This window comes from Bradyrhizobium sp., from assembly GCF_030697065.1.
Classification (GTDB): domain Bacteria; phylum Pseudomonadota; class Alphaproteobacteria; order Rhizobiales; family Xanthobacteraceae; genus Bradyrhizobium.
The window spans coordinates 1-15,475 of record NZ_JAUYQU010000085.1; the positions used below are offsets into that span (position 1 = coordinate 1).

Annotated in this window: 15 protein-coding genes; 8 read left to right on the forward strand and 7 right to left on the reverse strand. The window is 64.0% G+C overall.

All coding sequences use genetic code 11. The features are described from left to right. Positions 1 to 106 precede the first annotated feature (106 nt). The 7 genes from Q8R73_RS05620 to Q8R73_RS05650 form a co-directional block, all read right to left on the reverse strand. Positions 107 to 553: a hypothetical protein gene (locus Q8R73_RS05620; RefSeq protein WP_305718559.1), complete on the reverse strand. Its 447-nt coding sequence runs from the start codon at positions 551 to 553 to the stop codon at positions 107 to 109. Positions 554 to 610: 57 nt separating this feature from the next. Beyond that, positions 611 to 1,297, reverse strand: coding sequence for a site-2 protease family protein (locus tag Q8R73_RS05625; RefSeq protein ID WP_305718545.1), 687 nt, complete (start codon positions 1,295 to 1,297; stop codon positions 611 to 613). A gap of 113 nt (positions 1,298 to 1,410) precedes the next feature. Continuing rightward, the gene (locus Q8R73_RS05630; RefSeq protein ID WP_305718546.1) at positions 1,411 to 1,803 is read right to left on the reverse strand and encodes a GFA family protein; all 393 of its coding nucleotides are present in this window, start codon (positions 1,801 to 1,803) and stop codon (positions 1,411 to 1,413) included. Positions 1,804 to 1,925: 122 nt separating this feature from the next. Further along, positions 1,926 to 2,672 carry an SDR family NAD(P)-dependent oxidoreductase gene (locus tag Q8R73_RS05635; protein WP_305718547.1) on the reverse strand — a complete coding sequence of 249 codons (747 nt, stop codon included), beginning with the start codon at positions 2,670 to 2,672 and terminating at the stop codon, positions 1,926 to 1,928. Positions 2,673 to 2,807: 135 nt separating this feature from the next. Further along, the gene (locus tag Q8R73_RS05640; RefSeq protein WP_305718548.1) at positions 2,808 to 3,542 is read right to left on the reverse strand and encodes an SDR family oxidoreductase; all 735 of its coding nucleotides are present in this window, start codon (positions 3,540 to 3,542) and stop codon (positions 2,808 to 2,810) included. 161 nt (positions 3,543 to 3,703) lie between these two features. Further along, the gene (locus tag Q8R73_RS05645) at positions 3,704 to 5,512 is read right to left on the reverse strand and encodes an IlvD/Edd family dehydratase (protein WP_305718549.1); all 1,809 of its coding nucleotides are present in this window, start codon (positions 5,510 to 5,512) and stop codon (positions 3,704 to 3,706) included. 169 nt (positions 5,513 to 5,681) lie between these two features. Then, positions 5,682 to 6,713, reverse strand: coding sequence for a LacI family DNA-binding transcriptional regulator (locus tag Q8R73_RS05650; RefSeq protein ID WP_305718550.1), 1,032 nt, complete (start codon positions 6,711 to 6,713; stop codon positions 5,682 to 5,684). Positions 6,714 to 6,894: 181 nt separating this feature from the next. Between Q8R73_RS05650 and Q8R73_RS05655 the strand changes: the two genes are divergently transcribed. From Q8R73_RS05655 to Q8R73_RS05690, 8 genes are all read left to right on the forward strand, one after another. Beyond that, positions 6,895 to 7,959: an ABC transporter ATP-binding protein gene (locus Q8R73_RS05655; protein WP_305718551.1), complete on the forward strand. Its 1,065-nt coding sequence runs from the start codon at positions 6,895 to 6,897 to the stop codon at positions 7,957 to 7,959. Between the two features lie 35 nt (positions 7,960 to 7,994). Next, the gene (locus Q8R73_RS05660) at positions 7,995 to 9,314 is read left to right on the forward strand and encodes an ABC transporter substrate-binding protein (protein WP_305718552.1); all 1,320 of its coding nucleotides are present in this window, start codon (positions 7,995 to 7,997) and stop codon (positions 9,312 to 9,314) included. 118 nt (positions 9,315 to 9,432) lie between these two features. Further along, a complete protein-coding gene (locus tag Q8R73_RS05665) occupies positions 9,433 to 10,389 on the forward strand; it encodes a carbohydrate ABC transporter permease (protein ID WP_305718553.1) in 957 nt (318 codons plus the stop codon). A gap of 80 nt (positions 10,390 to 10,469) precedes the next feature. Next, positions 10,470 to 11,405, forward strand: coding sequence for a carbohydrate ABC transporter permease (locus tag Q8R73_RS05670; RefSeq protein ID WP_305718554.1), 936 nt, complete (start codon positions 10,470 to 10,472; stop codon positions 11,403 to 11,405). A 47-nt stretch (positions 11,406 to 11,452) separates the two neighbouring features. Continuing rightward, the gene (denD, locus tag Q8R73_RS05675; RefSeq protein WP_305718555.1) at positions 11,453 to 12,439 is read left to right on the forward strand and encodes a D-erythronate dehydrogenase; all 987 of its coding nucleotides are present in this window, start codon (positions 11,453 to 11,455) and stop codon (positions 12,437 to 12,439) included. Positions 12,440 to 12,652: 213 nt separating this feature from the next. Next, positions 12,653 to 13,609: a sugar kinase gene (locus tag Q8R73_RS05680; protein WP_305718556.1), complete on the forward strand. Its 957-nt coding sequence runs from the start codon at positions 12,653 to 12,655 to the stop codon at positions 13,607 to 13,609. After that, positions 13,606 to 14,250, forward strand: a complete 645-nt coding sequence (gene eda / locus Q8R73_RS05685; RefSeq protein ID WP_305718557.1) for a bifunctional 4-hydroxy-2-oxoglutarate aldolase/2-dehydro-3-deoxy-phosphogluconate aldolase — start codon at positions 13,606 to 13,608, stop codon at positions 14,248 to 14,250. Before Q8R73_RS05680 ends, eda begins: the two co-directional genes overlap by 4 nt. A gap of 43 nt (positions 14,251 to 14,293) precedes the next feature. Further along, positions 14,294 to 15,463 (forward strand): acetyl-CoA acetyltransferase, encoded by a 1,170-nt coding sequence (locus Q8R73_RS05690; RefSeq protein ID WP_305718558.1) that lies wholly within the window; start codon positions 14,294 to 14,296, stop codon positions 15,461 to 15,463. Positions 15,464 to 15,475: the final 12 nt, after the last annotated feature.

The following is a 15,475-nucleotide window of genomic DNA, read 5'->3' on the forward strand; positions in this document are numbered from 1 at the left end:
GGGCATTATGGCGCGCATTGCGCCAGCCGCATAGCCGCCTGCGAAAACAGAGCGCGCCTTCGGAATATTTCACGTCACGGAGAATTCGCGGGCTGTGGCGGTCGTCTCAGCGCCAGAAATAGCGGACGCCGACATAGACGATGACGAGACAGATGAAAATCAGCGCCACGGGGAGCCGGGGCCTTGCCGGCGGACCGCCGGCGTTCCCCTGGGCAGTCCTTTGGGCGGTCCTGGCCGGCTTCGGCGCCGGCCGCTTGAAGGCGGTGACGTTGTCCGCCGCCGGGCCCTCGCCATTTCCCGGGCCGTTCATATACGCCTTGACGTCGGGCGGCGTGCCGGCCCCGCCCATTTCGGCATAGTAGCTGCGGTAGATCAGATGGATGGTGACCTCCGACGCCTCGGGTTCCGCCATCTTCTCGAGCAACGCCTTGTAGCCGGCCAGGAAGTTCTGGGCCTCCGCGGGCAGCGAGGAGGTGCCGTTCAGCTTGGCCAGCATCTTCCAGGTCGCAAAGTCCGCACGCGCCCTGGTGTCGGCACGTCGCGCGATCAGCATATCCGCAGCTTTAATCAAATTGGCCTCAGGCGTCGCCGGTATCCACCAGACTTTAAACTACACATTGCCGGTCAATACGAGAAGTAAACGGATGACATAGCCGGTCGATGTCCGGACCAGCGCCGATATAACATCAAGATTCAGGCCGAACTGGGAACCGGCCAGCGGCAGAACGATCAGGACCCCGATCAGGATCAGCATGCCATACGGTTCGAGCCGGGACAGCGGGTATGCCAGTACGTTCGGCAGCAACCCGACCGCGACTCGGCCGCCGTCCAGCGGCGGGATCGGCAGCATGTTGAAGACCGCCAGCAGCACATTGATGATCAGCGCGTTTTTGAGGTTGTCGGCCAGCCATTTCGCGGTCTCCGCGGGCGCCAGCGGCAGGACATGGAACGCCAGCGCCGCCAGCAAGGCGAGGGCAATATTGGCGCCGGGGCCGGCCAGCGCCACCCAGACCATGCCGAGCCGGGGGTTGCGCAGATTGCGGAAATTCACCGGGACCGGCCTGGCATAGCCGAACAGGAACGGAGCCTGGGACAGCAGCAGGATCCCGGGCAGAAGAACGGTGCCGAACGGGTCGATGTGCTTCAACGGATTGAAGCTGACGCGGCCGAGGTCGTAGGCGGTGTTGTCGCCGAGCCGGCGGGCGGCAAAGGCGTGCGCCGCCTCATGAAAGGTGATGGCGATGATCAGCGGCAGGACCCAGACCGAGATGCCGTAGAAGGAGATGTTTGAAAACAATGGAGGTCCTGTCGGGCGCCGGGTGGGATCAGCCTATCACGGATTGCGGCAGCTGGATTTCTCTTTCGTCGTCCCTGCGAATTCAATGCGTTCGCAGGGACGACGAGCCGAGATTATTGCGGCATTATCCCCCGATACTGCGGCAGCCCGTCATCGAGCTTGACCCAGTCCATCTTCTCGGAAATCCAGATATGTGCGGTCGGCGCGAACGCATTGCGGTCGTCGAAGGTCGCAAGCGCCACGCCGGCGGCGGTGCCATTGCGACGCCAGGAAAACAGCCTTGTGCCGCAGACCGGGCAGAACACCCGGTCGATCGCTTCCGACGAGGCATAGCGCGCGATCTCGCCTGTGACCCGGAGAGCGTCCGGCGAAAACAGCGCGCGGGCATAGAACGGCGATCCCATCGCCTTCTGGCAACTGCGGCAATGGCAGACCCGGACGTTGAGCGGCTCGCCCTCGCACCGGAACCGCACCGCACCGCACATGCAGCCGCCTTCGTGTGTCATGATGTTCTCTCGATCGTCATTGCGAGCGCAGCGAAGCAATCCATCTCTCCGCGCGCAGGGGAAGTAAGGGTGGATTGCTTCGCTGCGCTCGCAATGACGTAGATAGGCCTCGGCTAAAAACGTCAATACGTCGCGCGGCCGCCGGAAATGTCGAACACCGCGCCGGTGGAGAAGGCGCAATCCTCCGACGCCAGCCACGACACCATCGCCGCCAGTTCCTCCACCAGCACAAAGCGTCCCTTCGGGATTTTCGACAGCATGAAGTCGATATGCTGCTGCGTCATCTGGTCGAAGATCGCGGTTCTGGCGGCCGCCGGCGTCACCGCGTTGACGAGGATGTCGTGCGCCGCCAGTTCCTTGCCGAGCGACTTGGTCAGCGCGATCAATCCGGCCTTCGAGGCCGAGTAATGCGCGGCGTTGGGGTTGCCCTCCTTGCCGGCGATCGAGGCGATGTTGACGATGCGGCCGTAGCCCTGCCTGATCATCACGGGCGCGATCGCCTTGCAGCAGATGAAGGGGCCGTCGAGATTGATGCGCAGCACCTTGCGCCATTCCTCGAGGTCGGTGTCCCACACCGTCTTGTTGATGCCGGCAATGCCGGCATTGTTGACGAGAATGTCGATCTTGCCGAGCGCCGCCAGCGTGGCGTCGCGCGCCTGTTCGACCGCGGCGAGATCGGAGACGTCGACCTTGATCGCGGTGACGGCCGGGCCGATCTCCTTCGCCGTTTTCTCCGCGAACGGCAGGTCGTGATCCCAGATCGCGACCCTGGCGCCGGAGGCGACGAAACGCTCGGTGATGGCGCGGCCAAACCCCTGCGCCCCGCCGGTGACGACCGCGGTGCGGCCGTCGAGATCGATCTTGTTCATGGACGGATTCCCCTTGGTTAGACCCGATATGGATTGGTCCGCTTGCCGTCGTTCCGGGGCGCGTCGAAGACGCGAACCCGGAATCTCGAGATTCCGGGTTCGATGCTTCGCATCGCCCGGAATGACGCCGTTGTTCTACAGCGTCCAGCCGCCGTCGATGACATGGGCGACGCCGGTGGTAAACGCGCTTTCGTCGCTGGCGAGATAGACGGCAAGCGCCGCGATCTCGTCCGCGGTGCCGAGCCGTCCCATCGGCTGCCGGCTGATGAACATCTCGCGGCCCTGCGGGCCGGCGGCGGCGGCGCGGTCCAGCATCGACGGCGTCTCGATGGTGCCGGGACAGATGCAGTTGCAGCGGATGCCCCTGGTGACGAAGTCGACCGCGACCGCGCGGGTCAGCGCCGCCACCGCGGCCTTGGTGGCGCCGTAGACGTAGCGGTTGGGGGCCGCCTTGAACACGCCGGCGGCCGAGGAGATGTTGACGATCGAGCCGCCGCCGCTTTCCAGCATGCCCGGCAGGAACGCCCGGATGGTCCGGTGCATCGACTTGACGTTGAGGTCGAAGGAAAAATCCCAGTCCGCGTCGGAGCATTCCAGCACGGTGCCGTGATGCACGAAGCCGGCGGCGTTGAGCAGGATGTCGACCTTGCCCGCTCGTTTCGCCATGTCGTTGACGGCAGCGGTGTCGCGCGCGTCGAGTCTTGCAACGTCGGAGATGCCCTCGCTCTGCAGCGCGGCGAGGCCCTTCTCGTCGATGTCGGTGGCGAACACGGTGGCGCCCTCGCGGGCAAAGGCGATGGCGCTGGCGCGGCCGATGCCGGAGGCGGCGGCAGTGACAAAGGCGCGCTTGCCCTTGAGACGGTCGGACATTGTTTCTCCTTGAGCTGTTCGTGAAGCACCCTCAACGAGTGGTCCCTGCGCACGCAGGGACCCATACGCCGCGGCGTCTCGTTTGGGCAAAGTGTGAGAGGCCTTTTACCTCTTCGAGGCCGGTGGCTATGGGTCCCCGCGTTCGCGGGGACGACGAAATCCTAATGATTGTCCCGCGCCGTGCCGATCGTGCCGGCGATATCGTGGTAGCGCGTCGCGAGCTCCATGCAGGCGCCGGTGGCCTGCTGGCCGACGGTGGAGCGATAGAGTTCCTGCCACGGCGTCTGGTTGGCGGGGTATTTGAATCCGCCCTCGGCCTTCAACGTGGCACGGCGCGCCTTCACTTCCTCGTCGGAGATCAGGATATTGGCGCTGCCCTTGTTGAGGTCGATGCGGACCCTGTCGCCGGTCTTCAGGATCGCCAGGCCGCCATCGGCGGCGGCTTCCGGCGTGGCGTTGAGGATCGACGGCGAGCCGGAGGTGCCGGACTGCCGGCCATCGCCGATGCAGGGCAGGGACAGGATGCCGCGCTTGATCAGCGCCGCGGGCGGCTGCATGTTGACGACCTCGGCGCCGCCGGGATAGCCGATCGGGCCGGTGCCGCGCACGAACAGGATGCAGTGCTCGTCGATCTCGAGCGAGGCATCGTCGATGCGGTGGTGGTAATCCTCCGGACCCTCGAACACGATGGCGCGGCCCTCGAACGCGTTGGGATCGCCAGGGGTGATCAGATAGCGGTCGCGGAATTCCTTCGATATCACGCTGGTCTTCATGATCGCGGAATCGAACAGATTGCCGCGCAGGACGATGAAGCCGGCGTCCTTCACCAGCGGCTTGTCGTAGCTCCAGATCACGTCGCCATCGGGCTTCGGCGCCTCGCGGCAATTGTCGCCCATGGTGTGGCCGTTGACGGTCATCGCGTCTTCGTGGATGCGTTTGTGCGCCATCAATTCGCGCACCACGCTGGGCACGCCGCCGGCGCGGTGATATTCCTCGCCGAGATAGAAGCCGGCGGGCTGCATGTTGACCAGCAGCGGCACGTCATGGCCGTGCTTCTGCCAGTCGTCGATCGACAGTTCGACGCCGATATGGCGGGCCAGCGCGTTGATGTGGATCGGCGCGTTGGTCGAGCCGCCGATCGCCGAATTGACCACGATGCAGTTCTCGAACGCCTTGCGGGTCAGGATGTCGGACGGCTTCAGATCTTCCCAGACCATCCCGACGATGCGGGTGCCGGTCTCGTAGGCGATCTGGCCGCGTTCGCGGTAGGGGGCGGGGATCGCGGCGCAGCCCGGCAGAGACATGCCGAGCGCCTCCGCCAGCGAATTCATGGTGGAAGCAGTGCCCATGGTGTTGCAATGGCCGACCGACGGCGCCGACGAGGCCACGATGTTCATGAACTCCTCGTAGTCGATATCGCCGGCGGCCAGTTCCTCGCGCGCCTTCCAGACCACGGTGCCGGAGCCGGTGCGCAGCCCCTTGTGCCAGCCGTTCAGCATCGGGCCGCCCGACAGCACGATCGCCGGCATGTTGACGGTGGCGGCCGCCATCAGGCAGGCGGGAGTGGTTTTGTCGCAGCCGGTGGTCAGCACCACGCCGTCGAGCGGATAGCCGAACAGCAATTCGACCAGCCCGAGATAGGCGAGGTTGCGGTCCAGCGCCGCGGTCGGGCGCTTGCCGGTTTCCTGGATCGGATGCACCGGAAATTCCATCGCGATGCCGCCGGCGGCGCGGATGCCTTCGCGGACGCGGTGCGCCAGTTCCAGGTGATGGCGGTTGCACGGCGACAGATCATTGCCGGTCTGCGCGATGCCGATGATCGGCTTGCCGGATTGCAATTCGTGCCGGGTCAGCCCGTAATTCAGGTAGCGCTCCAGATAGAGCGCGGTCATCCCCGGATTATGCGGGTTGTTGAACCATTCGCTGGAGCGAAGCTTGCGCCTGGTGACACCGGTAAGCGGCTTGTTCATTGTTGTTTCCCCCGCATGGCATTTCTTGTCGCGTGAGCCTAACGCGCGAAATGCCCGTTCTGCAAACCCGGGTCGGTCCGGGCGTTTCGTGGCCGCTCACTCTTAGCGCCTCGCAAAAGGTAGCGCTACCATTTTCTGGTGCGATGAATTGATCGGCGGCCTGCGGCGATCAGGCACGCCGCGGCGCCGAGCTTTCCCGGATCATGAGCTGGAAGCCGAGGTCGATCACCGGTTCCGGTGGTCGATTACCTTCGATCGCCGCCGTCACCATGGTGACGGCGCTGCGGCCCATTTCGTAGCGGTTGGTTCGCACGCTGGTCAGAGGAGGGACCGCGGAGGCCATGAACTCGAGATCGTTGAAGCCGATGATCGCCATCGCTTCGGGGACGGACAATTGCCGGCGCTGGCATTCGAACAGCACGCCGAGCGCGAGGTCGTCATTGCCGCAGGACACCGCGTCGATATCGGGCGCCTTCGAAAGCAGGTCGGCGAGCAGCGTTCCGCCCAGCGTAATCGAGGTCGGCACCGGTGTCGTCACGATCAGGCGCGGATCGAACAGCGAGGCGGCCTTCATCGCATCGCGGTAGCCGCCGAACCGCCGCTGCATCCGCGGATCCATCTGCGCGCCGACAAAGCCGATGCGCCGGAAGCCCTGCGCTACGAGATGGGAAACCGCTGCAAATTCGGCATCGTGATGCGAAAATCCTACCATCATGTCGACCGGGTCGGGGCCGATTTCCATGATCTGCGCGATCGGGCAGTTCATCGCTTCCATCACGGCGCGCGATTCCGCGGTCTGATCGATGCCGGTCACGATCAACCCGGCCGGCTTCTGGGCCTGAAACAGCCGCAGCAATTTCTCCTCCTGCAGGATGGAATAACGCGTATTGGCGAGCTGGATGCTGTAGCGGCTGCCTTCCGACGCATCGTAGATGCCGCGCAGCACGTCGGAGAACACGTTGTTGGTCAGGGACGGAATCAGGACGCCGATCACCTCGGTGCGCTGCGAAGCCAGCGCGCGCGCCGCCAGGTTCGGAACATAGCCCAGTTCCTTCGCCGCGCTCGCCACCCGCTCGCGCTTGCTCGGCGACAGCGCTTCCGGATTCCGAAAAAACCGCGATGCGGTGATGGGGCTCACCCCCGCCAATTTGGCGACTTCCGTAAGCCGGATTTCGCCAGACTTCGCTCGTTTCCGTTCCATGGCGCGGTCATATCACAACAATTTCGGTAGTTGAACATACATTGACAGCGCTACCACCGCATTGCTAATGATCGTCGAATTGCGGACAATGCGCATCAAGCTCGACTTCGAACAACGGAGTTGAGCAACAGAGCAGCGATGGCCTGGCCATACGGTGCCGAAAAAAAACGGAGGGAAGTTCATGTCGTCGGTGCAGATTCGCGACGTGCGAAAGTCGTTTGGCGGCTTTGAAGTGCTGCACGGCGTGTCGATTGCGATCGAGGACGGCGCCTTCGTGGTTCTGGTGGGACCCTCCGGCTGCGGCAAGTCGACCTTGCTGCGGATGCTCGCGGGCCTCGAAAACATCACCTCCGGCACGATTTCAATCGGCGACCGCGTCGTCAACAACGTGCAGCCGAAAGAGCGCGACATCGCGATGGTATTCCAGAATTATGCGCTCTATCCGCATATGACGGTCGCCGACAATATGGGATTTTCGCTGAAGCTGCGCGGCGCCACCGCGGACGAAATCTCCACCGGCGTCAGACGCGCCGCCGAGATCCTGGCGCTGACGCCGCTGCTCGACCGCTACCCCCGGCAATTGTCCGGCGGACAGCGCCAGCGCGTGGCGATGGGACGCGCCATCGTGCGCGATCCCCAGGTCTTCCTGTTCGACGAGCCCTTGTCCAACCTCGACGCCAAGCTGCGCGTGGCGATGCGCACCGAGATCAAGGAACTGCACCAGCGGCTGAAGACCACGACGGTCTATGTCACCCACGACCAGATCGAGGCCATGACCATGGCCGACAAGATCGTTGTGATGCATGACGGCATCGTCGAGCAGATGGGCACGCCGCTCGAACTCTACGACAAGCCCGACAACCAGTTCGTGGCGGGTTTCATCGGCTCGCCGGCGATGAATTTCCTCAATGGCAAGGTGAAGTCGAACGGTGCCGCCGGGTTCGAGGGACCCAACGGCGTCAAGCTGCCGCTGGGATCGGCGCCCGCCAATTCGGAAGGCCGGCCCGCGGTGTACGGCATCCGGCCCGAGCATTTCACCATCGCCGACGATGGCGCGGAGGCCGAGATCGTGGTGGTCGAGCCGACCGGCTCGGAAACCCAGGTGTTCGCCAAGCTCGGCGGCGAACAGGTCGTCGCCGTGTTCCGCGAGCGCCATCAATTCAATCCGGGCGAAAAGATCCGGCTGAAGCCGGATCCGTCGCTCGTGCATCTGTTCGACGAGACCACCGGGAAGCGACTGAACTGAAAAACATAATCAAATCCAAAAAGGGAGGATCGACCATGCATGACTTTACCCGCCGCAGCCTGCTTCAGGGCGGCACCGCGCTTGCGGCAACCGGCGCGCTGACTGGCCCGGCTCTGCTCGACTTCGCCAAGGCCTGGGCGCAGGCAGCGCCCTGGAAAGCCGAGAAGGGCGCCAAGCTCACCGTGATGCGCTGGAAGCGTTTCGTGCCGGCCGAGGACGACGCCTTCAACGCCATGGTCGCCGCCTTCAAGACCGCCACCGGCACCGAAATGAACGTCTTCAGCGAGTCCTTCGAGGACGTGCAGCCGAAGGCTTCGGTCGCCGCCAACACCGGGCAGGGCCTCGATCTGGCCTGGGGTCTGCATACGCTGCCGCAGCTGTTCCCGACCCAGGTGCTGAAGATGAACGACGTCGCCGACTATCTCGGCAAGAAATACGGCGGATGGACCGATGCGGCCGCCGTCACCTGCAAGCAGGGCAACGACTGGCTCGGCATTCCCGTCGCCACCATCGGCGGCTACATGACCTACCGCAAATCATCGATGGAAAAGGCCGGCTTCAAGGAATTCCCGAAGGATTTTGCGGGCTTCCTCGAAATGTGCAAGGCGCTGAAGAAGAACAACACCCCGGCCGGCTTCCCGCTCGGACACGCCTCGGGCGACGCCAATGCCTGGCTGCACTGGATCCTCTGGGGTCACGGCGCCTACACCGTCGACAAGAACAACAAGGTCATCATCAATTCGCCGGAAACCCTGAAGGCGCTGGAATACTGCAAGGCGCTGTCCGACACCTTCCTGCCCGGCGCGGCGTCCTGGAACGACTCGTCGAACAACAAGATCTTCCTGTCCGGCGATCTGCATTGCACCGCCAACGGCATCTCGATCTACGTCGCGGCCAAGGACGATGCGTCCAAGAAGGAACTCGCCGAGGACACCTATCACGCGTTGTGGCCGGTCGGTCCGGTCGGCAAGCCGACCGAGCTGCAGCTTTGCGTTCCGATCCTGGCGTTCAAGTTCAGCAAATACCCGAACGCTGCGAAAGCCTTCATCACCTTCATGCTGGAGAAGGAAAACTACGACAAGTGGCTGAGCGGCGCGCGCGGCTATCTCACCCATACGCTCAACGCGTATGACGCTTCGCCGGTCTGGACCGCCGATCCCAAGAACCAGGTGTTCAGCCAGGCCAGCAAGCGCGCGCTGCCGGCTTCCGGCATCGGCACCCCCGGCGAGAAGGCGGCTACCGCGATCGCCGACTTCCTCGTGGTCGACATGTTCGCCAACTACTGCACCGGCCGCGAGACCGCCGCCGGCTCGATCGCGATCGCCGAGCGTCAGTTGAAGCGCATCTATCGCTGAGAGCAACCGGGCGGGCGGCAGACAATGCCGCCCGCCCGGCCGGCCATACCGCGCGAAACTGCCTTGATGCGAGTGATGACGGCATGATTGCCGATTGAATGAATACGGGATTCCGTTGATGGCTGACATCGCACTGCAACCCAGAGTTCGGCCGCCGATTCGCGAAGCGACCAGGTGGGAGCAGATCAAGTCCAATCGCAACTTCATCGCGCTCTGGTTCATGCTTCCGGCGATGGCGTTCCTGCTGTTTTTCCTGGCCTATCCGCTGGGGCTCGGAATCTGGATCTCGTTCACGGATGCGCGCATCGGCCGGCCCGGCGCGTTCATCGGGCTGGAAAACTACGAATGGCTCTGGGACGATTCGATCTTCTGGCTGTCGGTGTTCAACACGCTGCTGTACACCTTCGTCGCCAGCGCCATCAAATTCGGGATCGGTCTCTATCTGGCGCTGCTGCTGAACGAAAACATGCCGTTCAAGGCGATGCTGCGCGCGCTGGTGCTGATCCCCTTCATCGTTCCCACCGTGCTGTCGGCGCTGGCATTCTGGTGGATCTTCGATTCCCAGTTCTCGATCATCTCCTGGTCGCTGAAGGAGATGGGACTGATCACCGAGAACATCAATTTCCTCGGCGACGTCTACTGGGCGCGGGCTTGCGTGATTTTCGCCAACATCTGGCGCGGCGTTCCGTTCGTCGCGATCACGCTGCTGGCCGGGCTGCAGACCGTCTCGCCGTCGCTGTATGAAGCCGCCACCCTCGACGGCGCGACCCGCTGGCAGATGTTCCGCAACATCACCTATCCGCTGCTGACCCCCATCATCGCCGTCGTGATGACGTTCTCGGTGCTGTTCACCTTCACCGACTTCCAGCTGATCTGGGCGATGACCCGCGGCGGTCCGGTCAATTCGACCCATCTGATGGCCACGCTGTCTTACCAGCGCGCGATCATCGGCGGCGTGCTCGGCGAGGGCGCGGCCATATCCAATGCGATGATCCCGTTCCTGCTGGCGGCGATCATGGTCTCCTGGTTCGGACTGCAGCGGCGCAAGTGGCAGCAGGGTGAAAACAATGACTGATCCACGGCGCTGGTTGGTTCTTCTTGCGCGAACGGGGCAGGCCCCGCGCGCGCCGCGCAAGTGGCAACAGGGTGAGAACAATGACTGATTTGCGCACACAGCCCGCCGATCTCAAGGCCGTGCTGTCGGGCACGGCGCGAACCGTGGCGGCCGACGATCACAGCGTCGGCATGAGCTATCTGGAGTCGCTGCCGCGGCGTCTGGTGACGCTCTATCTGCCGCTCTCGATCATCGTGATCGTCCTGCTGTTCCCGTTCTACTGGATGGCGCTCACCGCGGTGAAACCGGACGAGCAACTGCTCGATCTCAACACCTACAACCCGTTCTGGACCTGGAATCCGACGTTCAAGCACATTCATAAACTGCTGTTCGACAGCTACTATCCGCTCTGGCTGTGGAACACGATGTATGTGGCAATCTGCGCCACCATCCTGTCGATCGTGGCCTCCGTGCTCGCTGCCTACGCGATCGTGCGGTTGCGTTACCGCGGTGCGCAGTGGGTCGGCGGGTTCATCTTCCTGGCGTATCTGGTGCCGCCTTCGATCCTGTTCATCCCGCTCGCGACGGTGGTTTTCCAGTACGGCCTGTTCGACACGCCGTTCGCGCTGATCCTGACCTATCCGACCATCCTGATTCCGTTCTCGACCTGGCTGCTGATGGGTTACTTCAAGACCATCCCGTTCGAGCTGGAGGAATGCGCCCTGATCGATGGCGCCAGCCGCTGGCAGATCCTGACCAAGATCGTGCTGCCGCTGTCGATTCCCGGATTGATATCGGCGTTCATCTTCTGCTTCACGCTGTGCTGGAACGAGTTCATCTACGCGCTGACGTTTCTTACCTCGGTGCAGAACAAGACGGTTCCGGTCGCGATCGTCAACGAGTTCGTCGATGGCGACGTCTATCGCTGGGGTTCGCTGATGGCGGGCGCGCTGGCGGGGTCGCTGCCGCTGGTCATCCTTTACGCGTTCTTCGTCGAGCATTATGTTTCGGCAATGACGGGAGCCGTCAAGGAGTGAGCCTGCAGGCCCGCATCTCAAGTTCCGAATTATGAAGGAGAAGGGCTTTGCACATTCTGGTACTGGGCGCCGCCGGTATGGTGGGCCGCAAGCTGACCGAGCGGTTGCTGCGCGACGGCCGCCTCGGCAAGCGCGACATCACGCGGATGACGCTTCAGGACGTCGTCGCTCCGGCAAAACCCGCCAATGCGGGTTTTCCGGTCGATACCGTCACCTGCGACTTCGCCGTGCCGGGCGCCGCCGAACCGCTGGTGGCGGACCGGCCCGACGTCATATTCCACCTCGCGGCGATCGTCTCCGGCGAGGCCGAGCTCGATTTCGACAAGGGCTACCGCATCAATCTCGACGGCACGCGGATGCTGCTGGACGCCATCAGGCTGATCGGGGACGGCTACAAGCCCCGCATCGTCTTCACCTCGTCGATCGCCGTGTTCGGCGCGCCATTCCCGGACGCCATCGGCGACGAGTTCTTCCATACCCCGCTTTTGAGCTACGGCACCCAGAAGGCGATCGGTGAATTGCTGCTGGCGGATTATTCGCGCCGCGGTTTCTTGGACGGCATCGGCATCCGGCTGCCGACCATCTGCATCCGTCCGGGCCTGCCCAACAAGGCGGCGTCGGGGTTCTTCTCCAACATCCTGCGCGAACCGCTGGCCGGCAAGGAAGCGGTATTGCCGGTGTCCGAGGATGTCCGCCACTGGCATGCCTCGCCGCGTTCCGCCGTCGGCTTCCTGCTGCACGCGGCGACCATGGACAGTGCGACCGCCGGCGCGCGCCGCAACCTCACCATGCCCGGCCTGTCGGCCACCGTCGGCGAGCAGATCGCGGCGCTGAAGCGGGTGGCGGGCGACAAGGTGGCGGGGCGGATCAAGCGCGAGCCCGATCCGTTCATCATGGGAATCGTCGCGGGATGGCCGCGCAACTTCGACGCCCGACGGGCGCGCGAACTCGGCTTCACCACCGCCGAACAGACCTTCGATGACATCATCAGGATTCACATCGAGGACGAACTCGGCGGCAAGTTTGTGGACTGAGTCTTGCGTCTTCCCCTTGGGGCCAACCCCGATGGATGAAACATACTCCGCTGTCATCGCCCGGCTTGTCCGGGCGACCCGGTACGCCGCGGCTTCTCGGATGAACACGACCGTCTCTGGAATACTGGATCGCCCGGACGAGCCGGGCGACGACAGTCGTGGTGTGGCGAGCGGCGCGCCGTCCCGTTGGTTTGCAACGACGGTGCAAAACTCATGACCCAGGTAGCCTGCATCGGCGAATGCATGATCGAGCTGAAACAGGCCCGGGGAGGCGGGCAGGCCAGCCTGTTTTCACGCGGGTATGGCGGCGATACCCTCAACACGTCGGTCTATCTGGCCCGACTCGGCGTCGGCGTCGACTACATCACCGCGCTGGGTGACGATCCCATGAGCGACGAGATGGTGGCGGGCTGGGCAGCGGAGGGCGTCGGCACCAGCCGCGTGTCGCGGCTGAAAGGCAAATTGCCCGGCATCTACATGATCGAGACCGACGCGTTCGGCGACCGCCGGTTCTTTCACTGGCGCGAGAACTCCGCCGCCCGCAGCCTGATGGATCTGCCCGAAACCGGCGATCTCCTGGAATTGCTCGCGTCCTATGAGGTCATCTATCTGTCGGCCATCACACTGTCGATCTACAGCCCGCAAGGGCGAACGAAACTGATCGGCGCGCTCGACCGTGCCCGAAAGCACGGCGCCCGCATCGCTTTCGACACCAATTATCGTGCCCGTGGCTGGAGCGATCCCGATGTCGCGCGCGCCGTCTTTGGCGACGCGTTCGCTGTATCAGACATCGTGCTGGCTTCGCCGGAGGATTTGCTGCCGCTCTATCCCGACGAGAGCGACGAGCAACTCATGGCGCGCATTCCCGGCAACGAAGTGGTCCTGAAACTTCTCAGCCCCGGAAGCATCGTGCGGTTTGACGGAGTGTCGCACGAGGTGAGGCCGGCGCCCATCACGCAGCCTGTCGTCGATACCACCGCGGCAGGGGACAGCTTTTCCGCTGCCTACATCGCCGCGCGGTTGGCGGGCGCGGAGCCGGTCGAAGCCGCCCGGGCCGGCCATCGCCTCGGCGGCGTCGTGGTATGTTATCCCGGTGCCATCATCCCGCGTTCGGCGATGCCGACCGACATATCGCCTGGGCCGGGATCCGCTCATGAGGCCTCACCATGACGAAGAAGCAGGAAGAGCTCGCCGCGCTGCTGCAATCCGGCTGCGTCATCCCGGTGCTGACCATCGAGCGGCTCGCGGATGCGGTCCCGCTGGCAAGGGCGCTGGTCGCCGGCGGCGTCCGCGTCCTGGAAGTCACCTTGCGCACGCTGGTCGCGCTCCCGGCCGCGAAGGCGATCATCGCCGATGTGCCGGAAGCCGTGGTCGGAATCGGAACCATCCTGAACGCCGATGACCTGGCCCGCGCGGAGGATATTGACGCCCGGTTCGGCATCAGCCCCGGCGCCACCCCCGAGTTGCTGAAGGCTGCTGCGGCAAGCTCGCTGCCGTTCGCGCCGGGAATAGCCACAGCATCGGAACTGATGCAGGCGATGGCCCACGGCTTCCATCTGACGAAGTTCTTTCCGGCGGAGCAGTCCGGCGGGATCAAGGCGCTGCGGGGGCTGGCGGGGCCGTTTCCGGACGCACGATTTTGCCCGACCGGCGGGATCGGCGAGGCCAATGCGGCGGCGTGGCTGGCCGAGCCCAATGTGGTCGCGGTGGGCGGTTCCTGGCTGTGTCCGGCCGCCGATATCCGATCCGGCAACTGGGCGGACATAACCGCCATGTGCGAACGGGCCATGAAATCGCTGAAACCGGCGTGAAGATAGGCTACATACCATCCCGAGCCAGACAGGGAGAACGACCATGACAGCCAGCATCGTCGGATGGGCGCACACGCCATTCGGAAAATTCGATACCGAGACCGTCGAGAGCCTCGTGGTGAAGGTCGCCGTCGATGCCCTGGCCGATGCCGGCATCTCCGCCGGGGATGTCGATGAAATCGTGCTCGGGCATTTCAACGCCGGCTTCTCGCCACAGGACTTTACCGCCTCGCTGGTGCTGCAGGCCGACCCGGCCTTGCGCTTCAAGCCGGCGACACGGGTGGAAAATGCCTGCGCCACCGGATCGGCCGCGGTGCATCAGGGCATCCGGGCGATTGCCGCGGGTGCGGCAAAGGTCGTGCTGGTTGTCGGCGTCGAGCAGATGACGCGGACGCCGCCGGCCGAAATCGGCCGCAACCTGTTGCGGGCGTCGTATCTGCCCGAGGACGGCGAGACCCCCGGCGGCTTTGCCGGCGTGTTCGGGAAGATCGCGCAGGCCTATTTCCAGAAATACGGTGACCAGTCCGATGCACTGGCGATGATCGCCGCCAAGAACCACAAGAACGGCGTCGCCAATCCCTATGCGCAGATGCGCAAGGATTTTGGTTTTGAGTTCTGCCGCTCCGAGAGCGAGAAGAATCCGTTTGTCGCAGGACCCTTGAAGCGTACCGACTGCTCGCTGGTATCCGATGGCGCCGCGGCGCTGGTGCTGACCGACGCGGAGACCGCGAAAACCATGGGCAAGGCGGTCAACATCCGCGCCACCGCCCATGCCCAGGATTTCCTGCCGATGTCGAAGCGCGACATTCTGCAGTTCGAGGGCTGCACCGTGGCCTGGCAGCGCGCGCTGCAGTCGGCCGGCGTGACGCTGAACGATCTCTCCTTCGTCGAAACCCATGACTGCTTCACTGTCGCCGAACTGATCGAGTATGAAGCGATGGGCCTGACGCCGCGCGGGCAGGGCGCCCGCGCCATCAAGGAGGGCTGGACCCAGAAGGACGGCAAGCTGCCGGTCAATCCCTCCGGCGGCCTGAAGTCCAAGGGCCATCCGATCGGCGCCACCGGCGTCTCCATGCATGTGATGAGCGCCATGCAACTGGTCGGCCAGGCGCCCGAGGGCATGCAGATCAAGAACGCAAAACTCGCCGGCATCTTCAACATGGGCGGCGCCGCGGTGGCGAATTACGTCTCGGTGCTGGAGCCGATGAAGTAGGCCAAGGCTGTC

Coding starts and splice junctions, on each gene's coding strand:
- Q8R73_RS05670 (WP_305718554.1), top strand. CDS start 10,470: ATGACTGATTTGCGCACACAGCCCGCCGATCTCAAGGCCGTGCTGTCG.
- Q8R73_RS05635 (WP_305718547.1), bottom strand. CDS start 2,672: ATGAACAAGATCGATCTCGACGGCCGCACCGCGGTCGTCACCGGCGGG.
- Q8R73_RS05645 (WP_305718549.1), bottom strand. CDS start 5,512: ATGAACAAGCCGCTTACCGGTGTCACCAGGCGCAAGCTTCGCTCCAGC.
- Q8R73_RS05650 (WP_305718550.1), bottom strand. CDS start 6,713: ATGGAACGGAAACGAGCGAAGTCTGGCGAAATCCGGCTTACGGAAGTC.
- Q8R73_RS05640 (WP_305718548.1), bottom strand. CDS start 3,542: ATGTCCGACCGTCTCAAGGGCAAGCGCGCCTTTGTCACTGCCGCCGCC.
- Q8R73_RS05630 (WP_305718546.1), bottom strand. CDS start 1,803: ATGACACACGAAGGCGGCTGCATGTGCGGTGCGGTGCGGTTCCGGTGC.
- eda (WP_305718557.1), top strand. CDS start 13,606: ATGACGAAGAAGCAGGAAGAGCTCGCCGCGCTGCTGCAATCCGGCTGC.
- Q8R73_RS05690 (WP_305718558.1), top strand. CDS start 14,294: ATGACAGCCAGCATCGTCGGATGGGCGCACACGCCATTCGGAAAATTC.
- Q8R73_RS05660 (WP_305718552.1), top strand. CDS start 7,995: ATGCATGACTTTACCCGCCGCAGCCTGCTTCAGGGCGGCACCGCGCTT.
- Q8R73_RS05655 (WP_305718551.1), top strand. CDS start 6,895: ATGTCGTCGGTGCAGATTCGCGACGTGCGAAAGTCGTTTGGCGGCTTT.
- Q8R73_RS05620 (WP_305718559.1), bottom strand. CDS start 553: ATGCTGATCGCGCGACGTGCCGACACCAGGGCGCGTGCGGACTTTGCG.
- Q8R73_RS05665 (WP_305718553.1), top strand. CDS start 9,433: ATGGCTGACATCGCACTGCAACCCAGAGTTCGGCCGCCGATTCGCGAA.
- Q8R73_RS05680 (WP_305718556.1), top strand. CDS start 12,653: ATGACCCAGGTAGCCTGCATCGGCGAATGCATGATCGAGCTGAAACAG.